This window comes from Mycobacterium intermedium (assembly GCF_002086275.1).
In the GTDB taxonomy this organism is placed as follows: domain Bacteria; phylum Actinomycetota; class Actinomycetes; order Mycobacteriales; family Mycobacteriaceae; genus Mycobacterium; species Mycobacterium intermedium.
In genome coordinates this window covers 17,889-33,834 of record NZ_MVHT01000076.1, presented here as the reverse complement: position 1 = coordinate 33,834, position 15,946 = coordinate 17,889, and the positions used below count along the sequence as shown (strand labels likewise).

At 64.3% G+C, this 15,946-nt stretch carries 15 protein-coding genes; 3 read left to right on the top strand and 12 right to left on the bottom strand.

All coding sequences use genetic code 11. From position 1 onward, the window contains the following. Window positions 1-332 precede the first annotated feature (332 nt). The 7 genes from BST27_RS22535 to BST27_RS22505 form a co-directional block, all read right to left on the bottom strand. Window positions 333-1,439 (bottom strand): enolase C-terminal domain-like protein, encoded by a 1,107-nt coding sequence (locus BST27_RS22535; RefSeq protein WP_069421545.1) that lies wholly within the window; start codon window positions 1,437-1,439, stop codon window positions 333-335. Then, the gene (locus BST27_RS22530; protein WP_232007408.1) at window positions 1,436-3,013 is read right to left on the bottom strand and encodes a GMC family oxidoreductase; all 1,578 of its coding nucleotides are present in this window, start codon (window positions 3,011-3,013) and stop codon (window positions 1,436-1,438) included. The genes BST27_RS22535 and BST27_RS22530 overlap by 4 nt, the downstream gene beginning before the upstream one ends. 85 nt (window positions 3,014-3,098) lie before the next feature. Continuing rightward, the gene (locus BST27_RS22525; protein WP_069421543.1) at window positions 3,099-3,809 is read right to left on the bottom strand and encodes a gluconate 2-dehydrogenase subunit 3 family protein; all 711 of its coding nucleotides are present in this window, start codon (window positions 3,807-3,809) and stop codon (window positions 3,099-3,101) included. A 12-nt stretch (window positions 3,810-3,821) separates the two neighbouring features. Then, window positions 3,822-4,256, bottom strand: coding sequence for a hypothetical protein (locus BST27_RS22520; RefSeq protein WP_232007407.1), 435 nt, complete (start codon window positions 4,254-4,256; stop codon window positions 3,822-3,824). After that, complete coding sequence (locus BST27_RS22515; protein WP_079220044.1) at window positions 4,253-6,052, bottom strand: thiamine pyrophosphate-requiring protein; 1,800 nt, start codon at window positions 6,050-6,052, stop codon at window positions 4,253-4,255. Before BST27_RS22515 ends, BST27_RS22520 begins: the two co-directional genes overlap by 4 nt. 57 nt (window positions 6,053-6,109) lie before the next feature. Then, the gene (locus BST27_RS22510) at window positions 6,110-6,628 is read right to left on the bottom strand and encodes a hypothetical protein (RefSeq protein WP_069421542.1); all 519 of its coding nucleotides are present in this window, start codon (window positions 6,626-6,628) and stop codon (window positions 6,110-6,112) included. Continuing rightward, window positions 6,625-7,644 carry an SDR family oxidoreductase gene (locus tag BST27_RS22505; protein ID WP_069421541.1) on the bottom strand — a complete coding sequence of 340 codons (1,020 nt, stop codon included), beginning with the start codon at window positions 7,642-7,644 and terminating at the stop codon, window positions 6,625-6,627. The genes BST27_RS22510 and BST27_RS22505 overlap by 4 nt, the downstream gene beginning before the upstream one ends. 134 nt (window positions 7,645-7,778) lie before the next feature. Between BST27_RS22505 and BST27_RS22500 the strand changes: the two genes are divergently transcribed. The 3 genes from BST27_RS22500 to BST27_RS22490 all read left to right on the top strand — a co-directional run bounded on the left by BST27_RS22500 (window position 7,779) and on the right by BST27_RS22490 (window position 9,640). Then, window positions 7,779-8,264, top strand: a complete 486-nt coding sequence (locus BST27_RS22500; protein WP_069421540.1) for a MarR family transcriptional regulator — start codon at window positions 7,779-7,781, stop codon at window positions 8,262-8,264. 74 nt (window positions 8,265-8,338) lie between these two features. Next, the gene (locus BST27_RS22495; RefSeq protein ID WP_372515521.1) at window positions 8,339-9,343 is read left to right on the top strand and encodes a hypothetical protein; all 1,005 of its coding nucleotides are present in this window, start codon (window positions 8,339-8,341) and stop codon (window positions 9,341-9,343) included. 15 nt (window positions 9,344-9,358) lie between these two features. Beyond that, on the top strand, window positions 9,359-9,640 hold the full coding sequence (locus BST27_RS22490) for a hypothetical protein (RefSeq protein WP_069421539.1): 282 nt from the start codon (window positions 9,359-9,361) through the stop codon (window positions 9,638-9,640). Window positions 9,641-9,648: 8 nt separating this feature from the next. On the opposite strand, the gene BST27_RS22485 is transcribed toward BST27_RS22490, so the two are convergent. The 5 genes from BST27_RS22485 to BST27_RS22465 all read right to left on the bottom strand — a co-directional run bounded on the left by BST27_RS22485 (window position 9,649) and on the right by BST27_RS22465 (window position 15,942). Beyond that, a complete protein-coding gene (locus BST27_RS22485; protein ID WP_069421538.1) occupies window positions 9,649-9,936 on the bottom strand; it encodes a hypothetical protein in 288 nt (95 codons plus the stop codon). A gap of 1 nt (window position 9,937) precedes the next feature. Further along, on the bottom strand, window positions 9,938-11,428 hold the full coding sequence (locus BST27_RS22480; protein WP_069421537.1) for a molybdopterin-dependent oxidoreductase: 1,491 nt from the start codon (window positions 11,426-11,428) through the stop codon (window positions 9,938-9,940). Between the two features lie 15 nt (window positions 11,429-11,443). Further along, a complete protein-coding gene (locus tag BST27_RS22475; protein ID WP_069421536.1) occupies window positions 11,444-11,944 on the bottom strand; it encodes an oxidoreductase in 501 nt (166 codons plus the stop codon). Window positions 11,945-11,996: 52 nt separating this feature from the next. Continuing rightward, complete coding sequence (locus BST27_RS22470) at window positions 11,997-13,775, bottom strand: glycoside hydrolase family 15 protein (RefSeq protein WP_069421535.1); 1,779 nt, start codon at window positions 13,773-13,775, stop codon at window positions 11,997-11,999. Between the two features lie 106 nt (window positions 13,776-13,881). Continuing rightward, the gene (locus BST27_RS22465; RefSeq protein WP_069421534.1) at window positions 13,882-15,942 is read right to left on the bottom strand and encodes a prolyl oligopeptidase family serine peptidase; all 2,061 of its coding nucleotides are present in this window, start codon (window positions 15,940-15,942) and stop codon (window positions 13,882-13,884) included. Between the last annotated feature and the right edge of the window lie 4 nt (window positions 15,943-15,946).

The following is a 15,946-nucleotide window of genomic DNA, read 5'->3' as shown; positions in this document are numbered from 1 at the left end:
CGAAGGCTGAATCGCACGATGGGGCATCACAACACTCCTCACTCAAAGAGGTGTTGCATCGATGGCTTGAAACCGCAGGCGGTCGGGGGGCCAAAGGACCCACTGTCGGCGACCGGGGTTGCGCGCTTGCTCTTTCGGTGTTGGTCGAGTGTGTGGGTTTTGCACCTGTGTTGGTGGTCGGGGGGCCGAAGGCCCCACTGTCGGCGACCGGGGTGTGCGCGCTTGCCCTTTCGGTGTTCGTCGAGTGTGTGGGTTTTGCACCCGCGCTGGCGGTCGGGGGGCCAAAGGACCCACTGTCGGCGACCGGGGTTTCTGAGGGCGCTCGGCGACTGTCACGCAGCGCGTGACTTGCGATATTCGCCTGCCCCGGCGGCGAGAGTTAGGCCGTGGCCGGGTCCGTCGGTGTTCGGGGTGAGTGCCCCGTTGGCCGCGTGGGGCACCCCGTCGAACAGAAGTTGCTCCAGCCGGACGTGGTCGACGAAGTATTCAATGTGGCGGAGGTTGCTGATGGCCGCCCCCAGCGGGGCGTGTAATGCGGGCGCGCAATGCGCCGAGACTTGCAGATTGTGGGACGAGGCGATCGCCGCGCCGGCCAGCCAACCGGTAAAACCTCCGCACCGAGTGGCGTCTAGCTGCAGGCAATCCACCGCGGGAGCCAGATGACGTGCCTCGTATAGGTCGGACACGTACTCGCCGGCGGCGACATCGCACTTCAGCGAGAGTCGGAGGACGCCCAGCCCTTTGAGGTCATCGCTGCTGACCGGTTCTTCGAACCAGGCCACACCAAGCTCGTCGAGTGCTGCGCCGACGCGCCGCGCCTGGCCGACGGTATAGCCACCATTGGCGTCGACCATCAAGGTCACGTCATCGCCCGCGAGGTCACGCAACTGGCGCACCCGCGCAAGATCGCGGTCGATGTGGCGCCCCCAGTCCTGTGCGATCTTGATCTTCATTGCAGTGCATCCATCAGCACGCCAGGCGGCCACTTGTTCGCCAAGTTCGGCCTCACTGAGTGTGGTGAAGCCACCGGAGCCGTAGATCGGGACCGTGTCACGGGTCTGGCCCAGCAGGGCGGACAGCGATTCGTCGCGCAGCCTCGCTTTGAGATCCCAGAGTGCCACGTCCACCGCGCTGATGGCCTGCATGATCAGGCCGCGCGTGCCGAAGTTGCGACAGCTGCGCCGCATTGCCTCCCAGGTGCCGCTGATGTCATCGGGACTGCGTCCGGTCACCACCTTCGACAACTGTTCGGCGACCACGGCTGCAGCCGCCGGCGAGCTGTAGGTCCAGCCCAGGCCGCTGGCCTGTCCCGCACGAATGTGCACCACCACGGCGGTGGTGGCATCCCATTGGAAGGTGCCGTCGGCCTCCGGCTGCGGGGTCGGCACGGTGTAGGTGTCGACGTCGACCTGATCAATGCTGGGGGCCTGCCGGCTCATACGAGGGATGCCTCCCGCGTGTCGGCTCGCCCCCGTGCATGCTCGTTCATCAGGTCGGCGGCGCGGGCGGCCAACGTCATGATGGTAAGCGCGGGGTTGGCCGAGCCCTGGGTGGGCAGTGTGCTGCCGTCGACAACGTAGAGGCGTTCGACGCCGAACACCCGGTGGTGGGCATCAACCACGCCGTCCTTCGGGCTGGCCGCCATCCGGGCTCCGCCGACGAGGTGGGCGTAGCGCTCGATCGAGATCACCTCCTGTGCGCCGGCTGCGCGCAGGATGTCGCCCATGACCTCGGTGGCGGCCTTGATCAGTTGGCGGTCGTTGTCGCATTGGGAGTACGAAAAGTGGGCAACCTGAAGACCGTGACGGTCGGTTTCGTCGGCCAGCGTGACCCGGTTGTCGGGTAGGGGTAGTAGTTCGCACAATGCGCCCAGGGTCGCCCAGTGGATGTAGTCACGCATGTATTCGCGCAACGTGGTGCCCCAATGACCCTGCGCGGCAACGTGTTCAGCCCAGGTAATGGGTAGCGGGCTGATATTCTGGATGGACCAGCCACGCTTATACGGTTTGGTCGGATCGGTCTCGTAGAACGCTTCGGTGCTGGCCTCCGGCGGCGGAGCCTTGTACATCCGAATCTCGTCGTCGAAGCGTCCGGCCACTTGGGGCGCACCCTGCACCATCAGGTAGCGGCCGAGTTGATCATGGTCGTTACCCAACCCGTGCGGGTAGCGGTCGGTGGCCGAAAGCAGTAGTAGCCGAGGGGTTTCGATCGAATAACCGGCAACCACCACCGCGGCGGCCCGCTGCCGGTGGACCACCCCGGAGTGGAAGTATTCGACGCCCGTGGCGCGACCGCTGCGGTCGTCGACGAGGACCCGTGACACGTGGCAGTCGGGCCGGATTTCGGCGCCGTGAGCCAGCGCATCCGGGATGTGAGTGATCAGTGGGCTGGCCTTGGCGTTGACTTTGCAGCCCTGTATGCAGAATCCGCGGTAAATGCAGTGCGGCCGATTACCGAATCGGCCGTTCGGGATGGCGACCGGACCCACTCGGATGGGAATTCCCAGCGCCGCGGCGCCCTTGAGGAAGGTCAGACCATTGCCGCTGAGGGGGTGTGGGCGGTGCGGATAGGTGTGCGGGTCTCCCCAAGGCCAATCCTCCCCGGCGACAGGCAGTTCGGCTTCGATCTGCTCGTAATACGGACGCAGCGTGGAGTATTCGATCGGCCAATCGGCACCCACCCCGTCAGCGCTGTACGTGTGAAAGTCCGAGGGGTGGAACCGCGGGACGTAGCCGGCAAAGTGCACCATCGAGCCGCCGACGCCGCGACCAGAGTTGTTCGAGCCCAACGGAACCGGGTCGGATCCGCCGATCTGGCGCGGTTCGGACCAGTACAGCACGTGCGACGCACGTTCGTCGCTGACCCAGTCGGTGTCGGGATCCCAGAAGGGGCCGGCATCCAGGACCACCGTGCGCCATCCCGCGCGGGCCAGTCGTTGGGCCAAGGTGCCGCCGCCCGCGCCGGCCCCGACAATGACGACATCCACCTCATCGTTTTCTGCGTACCGGCGCATATCGGCACGCAATCGATGATTTGTCCGCGAACCATCATTGGGAATGAGCCAGGCCGATTCGTTACGGGCGCGGACCGCGCGGTAGTCACTCACCGTGATCCTTGGCTGACAAGTCGTCGTCGGCCTTGCGGGCGCGTTCCACCCGCTGGGCGAACGGAACCGGGTCCACGTCATAGTGGTCGGCGACTTCCCAGTTTTCGCGGGCATTGATTCCGGGGTTCAAGTAGCCGCGGGGATACGCCGGCCCGCTGAATCCAATCTCGTTCCACGCCCAGGGATGCGAGTAGAACGCGGTGCTGGCATACCGCGTCCACAAACTCCAGACGTGCTTGGCCTTGAACCCGTGCCACGCTTCGCCGCGGTCGCCTAGATCCTGCACGTCTTGCAGCAGCCGAGCCTGCTCTTTGCTCACGAGTTCGGCGTATCCGGCGCCGTGTCTACGGCGCGCGTCGTCGTCGATGCCGGCCAGGGTCTCTCGCCAAGCTTGCCCGTCTTCGGGCATGTCGTCGTAGTGCCAGCCGTCGGTTTCGGCGCCGGCCAGTCGGGCGTCGATGAGGGCAAGCACCGGTACCCTCGGCTCGGCGTCCTGGGCGAGCAGTAGATCGAGCAGTGGTGCGGCGACACCTACCTCATGCGTAGTGAAAAACGCCAGCATGTTCGGTAACGCGAGGCGCGCCAGGACAACTCCCGCCGTGACGTCGTCCCACATGTGCGCCTGGTCGAGTACGTCAAAGCCGGGAAACCGCCCTCGCCCCTGCGGGGTGATCGCGTGTTGGTTCGGGGGGCGAAACGGCATCAGGGGCTTCCCTCACCCGGCAGCGGGAGGTCCTCCCGTCGCAACAGAGCCGCCAGCAAGCCCATCGCGCCAACCAACGAGGCCAGCAGGGGCGAAGGCGGGCGGGCCGGACTCCATGTTGTACTTCGTGAGCCCGCCCGGGCGTTGGGCGATGCCGCGCCAATGCAAATAGGTGCCTTGCACTCCGTTGATCACGATCGCCGCACTGGTTACCGGCAGCACGGTTCTGGCAGCCCGACGAGAAAAGAAGCCGGCCACACCGGCCGGTATCGCGGTGGGCAGCACAAAGACAGGCCACCACATCATCTTGTTGCCGAAGCTGGCTCCGTCGTGGGAAAGATATATCTCGCCCGCGGTCACCGCAGCGCCGGCTGCCGTCAGCGCTGACAGGGTGCGCTCGAAGCGTCCGGTGCGAATGTCATGCAGCGCAACGCCAATCGCGTTCATCGTCGATCCTTCTTCTCGCCGGGCAGATACTGTTGCACCTTCTGCTTGGCGCCCTGCTTGATGAATCCGGCCGCGTCCTCGTCGCCGCCGAGCACCGCCTTGACCAGCGACTTGGCCTGCTCGAAAGTCGCGTGTGGCGGGATGGGTGGAACGTCGGGATCGCAGCGGACGTCCAACACGGTCGGGCGGTCCGCCAGCAAGGCGCGTTCCCAGGCATCTCCCAATTGATTTGCGTCGTCGATGTTTTCGGCGCGCAGGTCCAGGGACCGGGCAAACGCTGCATAGTTCACGTCCGGCAGGGCCTGTGACGCCTCGAATTTCGGTGAATCCTCCATGGCGCGCATTTCCCAGGTGACCTGGTTGAGGTCGTTGTTGTGCAGGATCGCGATGATGAGCCGGGGGTCGGTCCACTGCCGCCAGTACTTGGCGATAGTGATCAGTTCGGCCATCCCGTTCATTTGCATGGCGCCGTCGCCAACGAACGCAATACCCGGACGGTCAGGGTGCGCCCATTTCGCCCCGATTACGTACGGCACCCCGGGGCCCATGGTGGCCAGCGTCCCTGACAATGATCCGCGCACTCCGTTGGTGAATTTTAGATGCCGCGCATACCAGTTGGCCGCGGAGCCCGAGTCGGCCGAGATGATGGCGTTCGACGGCATTCGCATCGACAATTCGTAGAAGATCCGCATCGGGTTTACCGGATCGGCGTCGGTCATCGCTCGCCGCTGTGCGGTGTTCCACCATTTGGCAACATACTTCTCGATCTTCTCGCGCCAGCTGCGGTCGGATTTGCGCTCAAGTAGCGGAATTAATGCGCGCAGCGTGCTTTTCGCGTCACCAACAAGGTTGATCTCGTAGGGGTAGCGCATGCCGATCCACTTGCCCGATCGGTCGATCTGCACCGCGCGGGCCTGGTCGAGTTTCGGCAGGAACTGGGTGTAGGGGAAATTGGATCCCACCGTCAGCAGGGTGTCGCACCCCATCATCAAGTGCCAGCTTGCCGTGGTTCCCAGCAACCCGATCGATCCGGTGACCCACGGCAGGTCGTCAGGCAATACGTCCTTGCCTAGCAACGCCTTGGCGGCCCCGGCGCCCAGCAGGTCGGCGACCTGAGTCAATTCCTCGACGCATCCGCGGGCCCCCTGGCCCACCAGCAGCGCCACCCTCTCTCCGGCATTGAGCAAATCAGCGGCCGCCCGGACGGCGGCGTCGTCGGGAGTCACGTGCGCCGGGCTGAGCCCTAGGCTGGACGGCACCTGTTTGAATGCGTGCTCTGGCGGCTCGTACTTCAACTCGAAGACATCAGACGGCACGATGATGCAGGTCGGGCACCCCTCACTCAGCGCGATCCGGATGGCTCGGTCGATCAGGTTCGGTAATTGCTGTGGCACCGTGAGCATTTGGACGTACTCGCTGCAGACGTCCTTGAACAAACTGATCAGATCCACTTCTTGCTGATAGGAGCCGCCCATGGCCGATCGCTCGGTCTGCCCGACGATGGCTACCACCGGCACATGGTCGAGTCTGGCGTCGTAGAGCCCGTTGAGCAGGTGCACCGCCCCCGGGCCGCTGGTGGCCACACACACTCCGAAAGTGCCGGAGAACTTGGCGAATCCCACCGCTTCGAACGCGGCCATCTCCTCGTGCCGAGCCTGCACGAACTGAGGTTTGTCGCCCGCCCGCTGCCAGGCCGCCAACAACCCGTTGATGCCGTCCCCGGGAAAGCCGAAGACTTGCTTGACATCCCAATCTCGCAGCCGGGACAACATCACGTCGGCAACGGTGCTAGGCACTATGCATCACTCTCCTGATATTCGGAATTCGCGATCGTGCGATCCGCGCGAACATTGCTAGACAGCCTCTTTCAGTTGCGGCTGATGTTGACGCCGTACCCGTTCCGCCCTCACCCAAACGTGCTGACCGCCGGGCAATCGGGGCAGGACCAGTTCGACGAGGTGGTCACGGCCTCGTTGTCCGTTCTGGCCGAAGGAGGTGCCAGTAGCCAAGTCGTGCGTGCCCAACAGCGCCCATAACGCGGCGACGGCTGCGTCGGTGAGTCCGGCCCGTGCCCGGTGCCGGTCGACCACAGCCAAACCCACCGCGGTGAGAGAATGGACGGTGTCGACCCAGGTTCCCATGGCGATGACTTCTGGGCTGGGGCGAATTCCCGACAAGCCGGCCTGCACCAGGTGACGTGCGCCCAGTATCCGGGTGATGACGAGGGCTTTGCGGTCAATCTCGATCCGGTGGATCGAACTCAATACGAACCGCGTCCGTACCAATAGGGCTGCGCCCCAGGCGAATCGGAAGATCTCCAGGTATCTCAGCTGCTTTCCCTGGCGCGTGCGGCCGGATCTATCGGGACTCATCGGTACCGTCGTCGCAGACCCAGCGCAGCGGTGGCGGCAACGGTCGCCGCTCCTGCGCCGGTCAACGCGTGCTTGTGTTGGGAAAGCCAAACCTGCGGCGCGCGGTTGTGAGCGCGGTCATCAAAAGCGCCGTGTGGGCCGTGATCCTTATTGGTGTCACTGTCGACAGGTTCCCACAGGTTGTCGGGGTGGTCCGTGCTCATGGGTTGGTCGGTCTGTTGCGAGGAGTACCCGGTCTTCGCCAGGTACCGGTCCAGTAACGCGGGGGCCAACCGTTGCCCGAGAATGGTTGCGACGGTAGTCGAGCCCACCCAATACTCCTTGCGTTGCGGATGCTTGGCGGCGAAAAGCACTGCTCGCGCGGCAATTTCGGGTTGATAGATGGGCGGGACGGGTTGGGGATGACGGGGTAGCCGGGACCGGACCCAGGAGAACTGCGGGGTGTTGACCGCGGGCATCTGTACCAGGGTGATCCGAATCTTGCTGTGCTCGTGCATCAGTTCGGTGCGCACCGACTCGGTGAACCCGTTGATCGCGTGTTTGGCGCCGCAGTAGGCGGATTGCAGTGGAATCGCACGGCTGCCCAGGGCGGATCCCACCTGCACGATGGTCCCGGCGTCGCGCTCGCGCATGCGCGCCAACGCGACCATGGTCCCGTGTACGAATCCGAGGTAGCTCACCTCGGTGACACGCCGATATTCGTCGGGGGAGATCTCGTGGAAGGGGGCGAACACCGACGTGAACGCATTGTTGACCCAAACGTCGATGGGGCCGAACGCACGCTCGATGTCATCCGCGGCGGCCTCGACCGCCCCATAGTCGGCGACGTCGGTAGCAATGGGTAACGCCTGCCCGCCGGCATTCTGGACATCTTTGGCAGCGCCGTCTAGTCCCGCTGCCCCGCGCGAAAGCAAGCCGACCCGGTCACCCTGCGCGCCGAAGAGCCGAGCTGTCGCCCGGCCAATTCCGGCGCCGGCTCCGGTGATCACGACTGTGCGCGCTGCCGACATAAGCATTCCTCCCGAACGAATTCGCCTCCCACCTGCGACGCTACGCCTACTTCATGCGTAATGCACGAAATGCAATTCGCAGGATATTCGGATGGCAGGATTTGAACGCGGCATGTATTGTGCGGTCAGAAGGGAGCGGCATGGCCTCAACGCGGAACAGCAGCCGCCCCGGCGCCACCGTGGACGGGTTTGATGATGTCGCCACGGAGCTGGAATCGGCGACGCGGGGATTCCTCGAACTCAACGTCGGGGTGCTCGAGGAAATGGAGAAAAAGATCAGTCTGGGGGCACTGCATGCGCTGCAGTCGTTGGAGCGGTTGGGGCCAAGCCTGGTGACCGAGTTGGGGGAGGACCTCAACCTGCTCCCCTCCACCGCCAGTCGGCTCAGTGACCGGCTCGCCGAGGCGGGATGGATCACTCGTCGGGTTGCGCCGTCCAATCGCCGGGCCACTTTGCTCGAACTGACCGCCAGCGGGCGCGCCATACTCAACGAGTTGTTGACCCTGCGCAGGAAGGCGTTGAAATCCGTTGTGGCGCAAATGGATGACGATGATCGCGCCGCGTTGCTGCAGGGTACCCGGGCGTTCACCGCGGCCCGACGCAGATTGATTGACCCGGTGCCGTGACAGCGACCGCCGCGCGCCGCACGAAGACTCCGCGTCGGGTGGCGCGCTGGTGGGGACTGATCGTCGTGGACGCTTTGTCACTGGCGGCCTGTTCCTTGGCGGGTAGCCCGTTCGGAGCGCAGTCCGAAGTCCCCGAAGTCTTCGTGACACCCGTAGGAATGGCGCTGTATGCCCCGATCTGGTCGTATCGCACGCACGCTCTTCTCGCGCTGACCGACGATCAGCGGCTGGCAGAGGTGGCGGATCCGGCTGACCCGCGCAACGCACGCATGCGGCTTTCGCCGCCGCTGGCCGCGGGGCGCAACCTGCAAATCAGCCGAAAGAACGAAAACCAGGTGTATGTGCCGCAGCCGCGGCTCGGCAAGGTCGCCGTGGTCGACCTCGGCAGCCTGCGTGCGGTCCGTTCATTCGACGCCGGTCCCGCTCCGGCGTACCTGTCCGAAGACGCCGGCATGCGGGTGTTGCTGGCGCTCTCGGCTGACGGGTTGTCGGTGACACCCGTCGAGGAAAACGGCTATCGGATCTTGGCCACCGCCAACCTCGCCGGAGCTCCCGCGGACGTCATCGACGGTGCGAACCGCGGGCGTGCAATCGACTATCACGTCTACGGGGCGTCAGGGATTCGTCACTACAAAGGCGCGTCATCGCCGGCCGACGAGCGCGGCTCGATGAGCATGGACGTCGCGGTTTCGGCCGGGGACGGAACGCAAGTGACGCGTAGCTATGTCGCGGCTCGCAACGGTGACATGCTGTATGCCGTCGATTCCCGCCGCGGCGGAAAGGGATTGGAGGTGTTGGCCGAGGCCAGGTTGTCGTCACCGGTGCGCGCGCTTGGTACCGACGACACCCGCATTTATGCCGCAACCGACCGTGAGCTGGTGGTGCTTGAGACGGCCAGTTTCACCGGATACCCAACGGGAAAGATCCCGATAGTCCATGTCACGGATTACCGTGCCGCTCTGCCGTCCGGTCCGGTGCGGTCCGCGCCGGTGTCCGGCCTGGCGGTAGGGCCGCACCGCGTCTACCTCACCCTGCAGGACGCAACGTATGTGGTCGGCGTGGCCAAGCCGCCACTGTGACCGGAAGGGGGTCGAGTGTCGGTAGTCATCGACGACGATGTCGCGTTTCTCCGCGAGCAGATCGACGTGCTCAAGCAGCTGGGTCGGCGGGAGTCGGTGAGCGAGGGCGAAATCTACGACTTCAGCATCCGCTGGGGCACTGCCCTGGCGGGACGACTTCCGCGCCTTGTGCACTACAGCTCGCTGCAGCTGCTCGACGTACCGGGTCAACACGAGTTCGAGTCGTTGTGCGGCGAATTTCGCGCCCTGTCGGATGTGATCGACCGATTCGGACTGGCTCGACCCCAACTCCACTAAACGACTCGCTATCCCGCGGGCCTCTCACCGGGGCTGACGAACTCGTGTTCGTGCAGCACGATGCCGCTGCGCGGCTTGGGGCATTCGGGATTGCGACAGGTCAAGGCGACCATGTAGGCGTCGCTGTCCTCGTTGAGGAACAAGAACCCCAAGTACAGCGCATGCCCGACCTCGAAGTCGGTTCGGCGACACGACTCGCAATATCCGCCTTTTGCGTGGATCTGCTCCGAAACCCGCTGCCGCGACGCTTCGTTCAACTCGATCAGTTCCGGCCGGACCATCACCTCGTCGGACATATCAGATCTCCACGTTCCTGTCGTAGTAGACGTTGTCCTCGCGCCAACCGCCGGCACCATGTCCGATGCCTGCAAAGTCATTGATGAACTCGATTTGATTGATCCATTTGGCCATCTTGAAACCGACCTGGGTTTCAACGCGCAGCCGCAGCGGTGCGCCATGTTGGATGGGCAACGGTTGACCATTCATCTCGTAGGCCAACAGAGTCTGCGGCTTGTAGACGAGTTCGAGATCCATCACCTCGTAGAACTGGCCTCCGCCATGAGAGGCGGGTTCGTCCCGGTCGTTGTCTTGCATGGTCAGGAAACAGACGTATTTCGCTTGGGGGAGTGGTCGTACCAGGTCCGCGAGCTGTGCCAGCGGAATCCCGCTCCATTCACCGATGCTCGTCCAGCCCTGCACGCAGTGGTGTAAAACGCGCTGTGATTGCCGGTCCGTCAAGGTGCGCAGCGCGTGCAAATCCAGTGTCACCGGGTTCTCCACCAGGCCGCCGACCCGCAGCCGCCAATCGACAAAGTTGTGCACCGCCATCACCTTGTATTGCGTACTGGCCGGCGGCTTCCCGTTCACTCGATGCTTTTCGGAGATCTTCGCTACTGGGTAGTTCTGGCGCGAGTTCAGCGGGCGCAGCAGCAATCGTCGTACCGTACTGACCACGGTGCCCAGTACCCGCTGTACGGATCGGGGCCTGCGCAGGCTCCAGATTGTCACCGCGACGTGGATACCGATGATTACCGAGATGATGGTCAGGGACAGGGCGGTGGCCAGAGTGATGTTACGGACCGAGCCGAAAATCATTGTGGCAGTGAGGGATCCCCATCCCCAGAAGAACACCATCGACAGATGGATGACGATGAAGACGAGGAAGGCCACCAACCCAAGGAAATGCAGGCTGCGAGCCCACTGCCGGCCACCCCACATTTGCACATACCAGGGAAATCGCGCGGCGATCGCAGGGGATTGCGCAGCGCCGGTGAGGATCTGGAATGGGGCGAGTACGAAGATGACGCCGGCATAGGTCAGCTTCTGGATCCCGTCGAAGGGTTCTCCCGGAAGCAGCGGCGGCAGGTTGAAACTCAGGTAGGTAACGATGTCATTCCAGGCCTCGGAGAGTATTGACCAGGATGCGGGCCAGTATCGGTGCCACTGGCCGGTCGCGAACAACAGGACGTAGTACGACAGCCCCAGCAGGATCCAACCGATCACCGCGAAGAAGTGCCAGTGGCGGCCCATGCCCAACTGCGCGTGGCCGGGCAGCGCAATTATCGGGTGATAGTCCTCCTCTTCGTCGAGCGTGTCGTAGAGGCGGTCGCGTGGCATCACTTTGCGGGTGAAGCGCGCCCACTCGGTGCCCGGCTTGCTGTCGTCGTGCCAGTACAGCTTCGGGTGGGTGGCGAGGATTTCGATGCCGCTGCGAATGATCAATGTCACGAACAGCACGTTGAGCCAGTGGTCGATCCGCAACCACGCCGGGTAGTCCAGAGTTGTCATGCCTGCGGGCTCCGTTCAGTCTTGCCAGCCCTGCCGTTGTGGATACGCCACATTGATGCCCGACAGCACCGTGGTGTGTACGGCGAGGAATCCCCCGGCCAACGTCATCGCCAACGTCCCCGGTGCCAGGTCCCAGCGTCCCGTCAGTGCCTCGAGTCCGGGCAGGCTCAGCATCCGACTGAGTAGATAGACCCCGAGGAACACGAGGCAGCAGAAACTCCCCACATACCAACCGTGCCGCGGCACAGCATGTTTGAAACGACCTACCATGAGCGCGGCGGCGACCAGGCAACCGACGATCAGGGTAAGCGCATAACCGACGAAATATCCGGGCAGGGCTGGTTGGCTGTTCAGCAGGTAGACGTGAACGGCGATCAAGCCGATCAAGAGACCGTCGCCGATCGCGGTTACCGTCCGCGGCAGGTCGAAGGCGATCCAGCCGCCCAGAGTGAGCAATCGGGACGAGAAAATTTTGTGCCAGATTTTCAGCCACAGCCGCTGAACGAAACCGACCACCAGTAGGAAGTACCCCAGGAAAAGCGCGGCAAACGCTGCCGTCAAGCACTCCCTATCGGGTTTCCGCTGGGCCTGCGCTGGCTCCGGTCAGTCGGTGCGCCGTCTCGAACAGAAGCGCATGGACGAACGCCTGGGGGAGGTTGCCGCGGAGCTGGCGTTGCGTGACGTCGAACTCCTCGGCAAACAAACCCGGTGACCCGCACGCGGTGCGACTGCGTTCGAACCATCGGACCGCCTCGACATCGTTGCCCTGTTGGTGATCAGCCATCGCCATCAAGAACCCGCAGAGCAGGAACGCGCCTTCGGACTCTCCCAACGGACGCTCGTCCGGCTGGAATCTATATACGAAGCCGTCTTGCGTGAGATCGGCACGTACCGCTTCTAGGGTGCCGACGGTCCGAGGGTCACTGGGCGGCAGTGCTCCCCGGATGGACGGGATGAGCAGCGAGGCGTCGACCCGTGAATCAGCCGGGGCGCGTTGCCATCTACGGTCGCGATGTAGACAGTCCGACGCGGTATCCGAAATCAACCGATCCGCCAGCTGATCCCATTCGGAGCCCTCTGGCCGCGGCGCCACCTCGGCGATGCGACGCAGACCCGCCGCGCACGTCAGACGCGAGTGCGCCCAACGCTGATTGTCCAGCTCCCATATTCCGGCGTCGGGTTCGTGCCACCGGTCCTTGATCGTGCGGACCAGTGTCTGGACGGCCCGCCAATGGCCGGCATCGAGACGTTCGAGACGCGCGGCGGCGGCCAACAGCAGCAGCGCTTCGCCGCACGCGTCGAGCTGAAATTGGTCGGTCACCCAGTTGCCACTTTTCGCCGCGGCGCCGGGATAGCCGGGCAGGTCGAGCTCTTGCTCCTGCGGTACCGAGCCACCCACTGGCGAGTAGGCCGGCTTGAGATTCGGACCGTCGGCCAAGACGCGCTCGCTGACGAAGCGAACGGCGTCGTCGAGCACCGGGTAGGGGCCGGCCGCGGCTACCGCCTGTCCGGCGTAACACTGATCGCGGATCCAGCAATACCGATAGTCATAGTTGCGGCCCTGCTCGGCGCGCTCCGGCAGCGACATCGTTGCCGCGGCAACCATTCCCCCGCTGCTGCTCGTCAGGCCGCGAAGTGTGGCATAGGCAAGCTGGGCGTCGGTGTCGGCCAGGGTCCCGGTGACCAGTGGAACCGCTTCCCGCCAAGCTGTTTCGGTTCTTCCCCAGGCCTCCTCCGGCGGTAGGGGGTCGTCCCGCAGTTCCTGGTCGGAAAGCTCCAGAACCAGGTCATGGTCGCAGCCGGGCCGGACGTCCACCGTCGCTTGGAGCGAGCCGTCTGCGCAGTGCTGAGCGGAGTGGGCCCCGGTCCAACGGAAGCGAAGTGGCCCGCACCGTCCAGTCCAGAAGTGGTCCGATTGATGAAGGTCGCGCATGGGCTTCGCCCCGAAATCCGCACGCAGGTCGAGCGCGATTCGTACCCGTGTCGGTCGATCGAGCGCCACGATACGGCGCAGCAACACCGCGGTGTGTCGATCTCCGGGAAACGCCAGAGCTTCTCGGCACTCGACAATTCCGTCGGTGGTCACCCACCGGGACCGCCAAATCAGTGACCTTTCCTCATAATGTCCGCCCCATACGTACCGCGAGTGGTCCGGGGCCACTACGTAGGCACCACGCCCGCCCAGTAGCGAACTGAACACCGCCGGGCTGTCCCAGCGCGGCAGGCACATCCAGCAGAAGTCGCCGCGCGGTCCCACCACGACTCCGCGCTCCCCGTCGGCGAGTACCGCATATTCGCGCAGTACGTGCGGCGAGATCAGTTCGGCGACGGGCGGCCTGTCGTTCACCGGTCGCTCGTTCCACACCGATTGTGATGCCCCAACGACATTGCTGCGTGCATACCCGTTTACGGGGGTCTAACACCCTTCTCGGTCGGGTCGTCAAGCTCAAGCGTTAAGCCCGGCAACTCCCCAAGGTTCGCCACAAGAAGGAGTAAGTCAGTGCCATCTTGAACGCCGACTGCTCGTTGTCGGCGGCCCCGCCGTGTCCGCCCTCGATGTTCTCGTAGTACCAGATCGGGTGCCCGGCGGCCTCCAGCGCTGCCGTCATTTTGCGGGCATGGCCGGGATGCACCCGATCGTCGCGGGTGGAGGTGGTCATGAGCACCGGCGGATATTTCCGGTCTGACGAAATGTTCTGGTACGGAGAATATTCGGAGATGAACGCCCAGTCGTCCGGATTGTCCGGGTCGCCGTACTCGGCGATCCACGAGGCGCCGGCCAGCAGCAGGTGATACCGCTTCATGTCCAGCAGCGGCACGCTGCAGACCAGCGCGCCGAACTTCTCCGGATACTTGGTCAACATGATGCCCATCAGCAGGCCACCGTTGCTGCCGCCTTGCGCGCCAAGCTGTTCGACGGTGGTGATACCGCGGCGGACCAGATCGTCGGCCACCGCGACGAAGTCCTCGGCCACCTTGTGCCGGCCTTCCCGCATCGCCTGGGTGTGCCAGCTGGGTCCGTATTCGCCGCCGCCGCGGATATTGGCCAGCACGTAGGTGCCGCCGCGGGCCAACCACAGCCGTCCAAGCACGCCGCCATAGCTCGGCGTGTTCGACGTCTCGAACCCGCCGTAGCCGTAGAGCAGCGTTGGGCCCGGGCCGTCGGATGCGCCCGGCCGCACCACGAAATACGGGATCGAGGTGCCGTCCGCTGACTTCACGAAATGCTGTGACACCGTGATGTTTTCCGCATCGAAAAAGGCCGGTGCGAACTTGATCGGCTCGAGTTCGCCGTCCTTGGCGCCGCGCAGCAGGCGAGACGGCGTGTCGAATCCGCTGGAATCGAGGAAGAATTCGTCCCCGAGGTCGTCGGCGGCGACGATGACGGTGTTGGTTGAGTCCGGGATGCCGGCAACCGGTTCGCACTGCCAGTCGCCCGGCGTGACGATCTCCACCCGGCTTGCCACGTCGGCCAGTGAGACCAGCAGCAACCGGTCCCGCGTCCAGGCGTAGTGGTACAGGCAGGTGTGCTCGTCGGGTTCGAAGACGACGTGTAAGTCCCTGGTGCCGCTGAGGAACTCGTCGTAGTTTGCGGCGAGCAGGGTGCCGGCCCGGTACGTGGTGGAGTGGACCGTCCAGTCGGTGCGCAGTTCGATCAACATCCACTCGCGGTGGATGGAGACACTGCTGGCATCGGTCGGGACGTCGATCGGAATCAGTTCCGAACCCCGCAGTTCGAACCGCAGCCTGTTCCAGAAGTCGACGGAGCGCCCGACGAAGGTGCGTTCGAAGCCCGGTGTCCGATCTCGGTAACCCGAGACGCTGACGTCGCCGCGCTCGCCCTCGAACAGGGTCTCGGCGGCCGCCAGCGGCGTGCCGCGGCGCCACCGCTTGACGATTCGCGGGTAGCCGGAATCGGTCATGGAGTCGGGGCCGAAGTCCGTGCCCACCAGGACGGTGTCGACATCCTCCCAGGAGATCTGCGTCTTGGCCTCCGGCAGCTCGAACCCGTCCGGCACGAATTCGCCTGTCAGCATGTCGAATTCACGAACGATCACGGCGTCCGAACCGCCCCGGGAGAGGCTGGCCAGGGCGCGGGTGAGTTCGGGTTCGATGACGTCGGCGCCCGCCCACACCCACTTCGTGTTGTCGGCGCGGCCCAATTCATCAACATCGATGAGCACTTCCCATTCGGGTGTGTCGGTGCGGTAGCTGTCCAGCGTGGTGCGTCGCCAGAGTCCACGCGGATTGTCGGCGTCGCGCCAGAAGTTGTACAGAAACTCGCCGCGGCGGCGCACATAGGGGATCCGGGCATCCGTGTCGAGCACTTCGAGCGCCTGGGTGCGCATCTCTTCGAAAGCCGCGTCGCAGAATTCCGCCTGGGTCGCCTCGTTGCGTGCGCGCACCCAATCCAGTGCCCGGTCACTGTCGACGTCTTCGAGCCACAGGTAAGGGTCGTCTTGAGTCGCCGAAATCGCCTCGGATGTGGCCGCGGGTGTCACCTCGGGTGTCATGGAA